General features: G+C 73.0%; 4 protein-coding genes. 1 reads left to right on the forward strand and 3 read right to left on the reverse strand.

Features of this window, described 5'->3' with window-relative positions:
* Positions 1-41: 41 nt before the first annotated feature.
* Entirely contained in the window at positions 42-665 is a 624-nt protein-coding gene (locus ABZ914_RS48920) for a Y-family DNA polymerase (protein ID WP_500201449.1), read from the reverse strand.
* Between the two features lie 50 nt (positions 666-715).
* Here ABZ914_RS48920 and ABZ914_RS48925 point away from each other — a divergent pair, with 50 nt between their 5' ends.
* Positions 716-1,510, forward strand: a complete 795-nt coding sequence (locus ABZ914_RS48925; protein ID WP_500201450.1) for an alpha/beta fold hydrolase — start codon at positions 716-718, stop codon at positions 1,508-1,510.
* Positions 1,511-1,583: 73 nt separating this feature from the next.
* Here ABZ914_RS48925 and ABZ914_RS48930 read toward each other — a convergent pair whose 3' ends face one another.
* Both ABZ914_RS48930 and ABZ914_RS48935 read right to left on the reverse strand, forming a co-directional pair.
* The gene (locus ABZ914_RS48930; protein ID WP_387030433.1) at positions 1,584-2,411 is read right to left on the reverse strand and encodes a carbohydrate ABC transporter permease; all 828 of its coding nucleotides are present in this window, start codon (positions 2,409-2,411) and stop codon (positions 1,584-1,586) included.
* A partial coding sequence (locus ABZ914_RS48935; protein ID WP_500201451.1) for a carbohydrate ABC transporter permease occupies positions 2,408-3,315 on the reverse strand: 908 nt, incomplete at its 5' end. The genes ABZ914_RS48935 and ABZ914_RS48930, both read right to left, overlap by 4 nt.

Genomic DNA, 3,315 nt, shown 5'->3' on the forward strand with positions numbered 1-3,315 from the left:
TGATGGCGCGGGCGGGCGCCGGGCCCGTGCAGGGACACCTTCTAGGCATACGTCAGGGCGGCGCCGGCCCCGACCGTGACGACGCCGTAGGCGGCGAGCTTCGCGGCGGTCGCCGGGCCCACGCCCCAGAGCCGCCGCACCGGCAGCGGGCGCAGGAACTCCAGCTCGCCCTCCGGCGGGACGACGAGCAGCCCGTCGGGCTTGGCGACGCCGCTGGCCACCTTCGCCAGGAACTTCGTGCGGGCGACGCCGACGGTGATCGGCAGCCCGACCTCCTCGGCCACCCGGCGCCGCAGCCCGGCCGCGATGCCGGCGGGCGTCCCGGAGATCCGGCGCAGGCCGTCCACGTCGAGGAACGCCTCGTCGATCGACAGGCCCTCGACGAGCGGCGTCGTCGCGCGGAACAGCGCGAACACCGCCCTGCTCGCCTCGGCGTAGGCGTCCATCCGGGGCCGGACGACCACGGCGCCCGGGCACAGCCGGCGCGCCTGCCCGCCGCTCATCGCGGTGCGGACGCCGTGCGCCTTGGCCTCGTAGCTGGCCGCCAGCACCACGCCCCCGCCGACGATCACCGGCCGCCCGCGCAGCGCGGGATCGTCGCGCTGCTCGACCGACGCGTAGAAGGCGTCCAGGTCGGCGTGCAGGATGGTGGCGGCGCGTGACACGAACATATGTTCGCATACCGGTTCCCGACCTGGGCCGGTACGCTCCCCGCGTGACCGAGACCGGGTTCGCCGAGTCCAGCGACGGGACGATCGTCGGCTACGAGACGCGGGGCGCGGGCCCGCCGCTGGTCCTCGTGCACGGCGCGGCCGTGGACCGCCGGTGCTGGGCGCCGGTCCTCCCGAGGCTCGCCGAGCGGTTCACCGTCCACGCGATGGACCGCCGGGGCCGCGGCCTCAGCGCCCGCGAGGGCGGCCCGTACGCCATCGAGCGCGAGGGCGAGGACATCGCGGCGGTCGCCGAGGCGGCCGGAGGCGACGTGTTCCTCGTCGGCCACTCCTACGGCGCGTTGTGCTCCCTGCACGCGGCCGCGGCGACCGGCGCGATCGGGCGGCTCGTGCTGTACGAGCCGCCGATCACGACGCCCTGGCGGGAGGTCGCCTCCCCCGCGATGCTGGCGCGGCTCCGCGAGCTCGCGGACGGGCGCGACCACGACCGGCTCCTCGCGACGGTCTTCCGCGACCTGATGGGCCTGTCGCGGCGGCAGGTCGACGCGCTGCGCGGCGCGCGGCGGTTCTGGGCCGCCTGCCTGGACAACGCGCCGCCGCTCGCCCGGGAGAGCGAGAGCGTGCCGCGGATCGAGGACTGCGCCCGGTTCGCGGGGATAAGCGTGCCCGTGCAGCTGCTGGTCGGGACGGCCGGCCCGGCGTACCAGCGGCCCACAGCGGACGCGCTGGCCCGGATCGTCCCCGGCGCCGAGGTCGTCGAGCTGCCCGGGCAGGGGCACATGGCGATGGCGGACGATCCCGACCTGTTCGCCAAGGCGCTGTTCGCGTTCGCGGACTGAGCGTCCGCGAACCCGGGCGTCCGCGAGCCGGGCGACGGCGGGCCGATCGTTCCGCGATGCCGGGGGCGTGCCGTCACCCCTTCGTCGCGCCGGCGGTCAGGCCGCCGATCAGCTGGCGCTCGGCGACGGAGTAGAACGCGATCGCGGGGATCATCGCCAGCACGATGTAGGCGATGACGAGCGCGTAGTTCGTCGCGTACTGCCCCTGGAACTGCTGGATGCCGACGGGGATCGTCTGCCATTTCTGGCCCCCCAGCACGAGCAGCGGCAGGAGGAAGTTGTTCCAGCTCGTCACGATGGCGAGGACCGACACGGTGCCGAGCGCGGGCCGCGCCATCGGCAGCAGGATCCGCCAGAAGAACCCGAACCGGCCGCAGCCGTCCATGACGGCGGCCTCCTCCAGCTCGGCCGGGATCGTCCGGAAGAAGGACCGCAGGATGATGAGCGTCATCGGCAGCGCGAACGCGGCCTGCGGCAGGATCACCCCCAGCGGGTTGTCGAGCAGCCCGAACGAGCGCAGCAGGACGAACAGCGGCAGCACCGCCACCGCGGGCGGGAACATCAGGCCCGCCGCGAACAGCGTGAAGAAGAACTCGCGGCCGCGGAAGGCGTAGCGGGCGAACGCGAACGCCGCCAGGGCGGCGGCCGCCACGGTGATCAGCGTGGTGGCGACCGCGATCAGCACGCTGTTGCCGATCTGCCGCCAGAAGGTGTCCGACGACAGGATGCCGGTGTAGTTCGACACCTTCCACGGGTGCGGGAGCCCGGCGGGGTCCGTGGTGAGGTCGCCGGTGGTCTTGAACCCGGACACGACGGCGTACAGGAGCGGGACGACGACGAAGGAGCCGAGCACCCACACCAGCACGTGGCGGGACGCGCCCCGGACGGCCGCCGCCCTCATCGCCGGCCTCCCGCCGAGGTGACCGCGCCCTGCAGGTCGCGGCGCAGCGCGTACCGCTGGTACAGCAGCGAGAAGACCATGCTGATGAGGAACATCGCCACGCTGATCGCGCTCGCGTAGCCCATCTGGTAGCGCTTGAATCCGAACTGGAACATGGTGACGGCCATCGTCTCCGTGGAATTGGTCGGCCCGCCCGTCGTGGTGACCCACACCAGGTCGAACAGCTGGATCGAGCCGATGACGGACAGGAACACGCTGATCCGCAGGGTCGGCGCGAGCAGCGGCAGCGTGACCGAGCGGAACCGGCGCCACGGCCCGGCCCCGTCGATGGCGGCCGCCTCCAGCACCTCCGCCGGGACGCCCTGCAGCCCGGCGAGGTAGATCATCATGTGGAAGCCGAAGTACTTCCAGGTCATGACGGCGAACAGGGTGGGCAGCGCGGTGCCGGGATCGGAGAACCACTTTCCGGCGAGGCCGCCGACCAGCGGAAGGCCGCCGACCAGCTCGTCGGCGAGCCCGCTGCCGGGCAGGAAGATGATGCCGAACAGCACGCCGGCGATCACCTCGGACAGGATGTAGGGCGCGAAGAAGACCGCCCGGTACACCGCGCGGCCCCGCATCCGCTGGTTCAGCAGCACGGCGGTGCCGAGCGCGATCGGCAGCTGGACGACCAGCGACAGCACGACGATGAGCAGGCCGCGCCACAGGTCGCCGCGGAAGACCGGGTCGCCGGACAGCTTGCGGTAGTTGTCCAGGCCGACGAAGTCCTCCGGGCGGCCGAAGCCGCCCCACTTGAAGAGGCTCGTGTAGAGGGCGACGGCGATCGGGATCAGGACGAACAGGAAGAACAGCAGCAGGGCCGGCACCAGGAACCAGGTGGCGGACGCCCAGCCGCGCAGCCGCC

The organism is Spirillospora sp. NPDC046719 (genome assembly GCF_040645715.1).
Classification (GTDB): Bacteria; Actinomycetota; Actinomycetes; order Streptosporangiales; family Streptosporangiaceae; genus Spirillospora.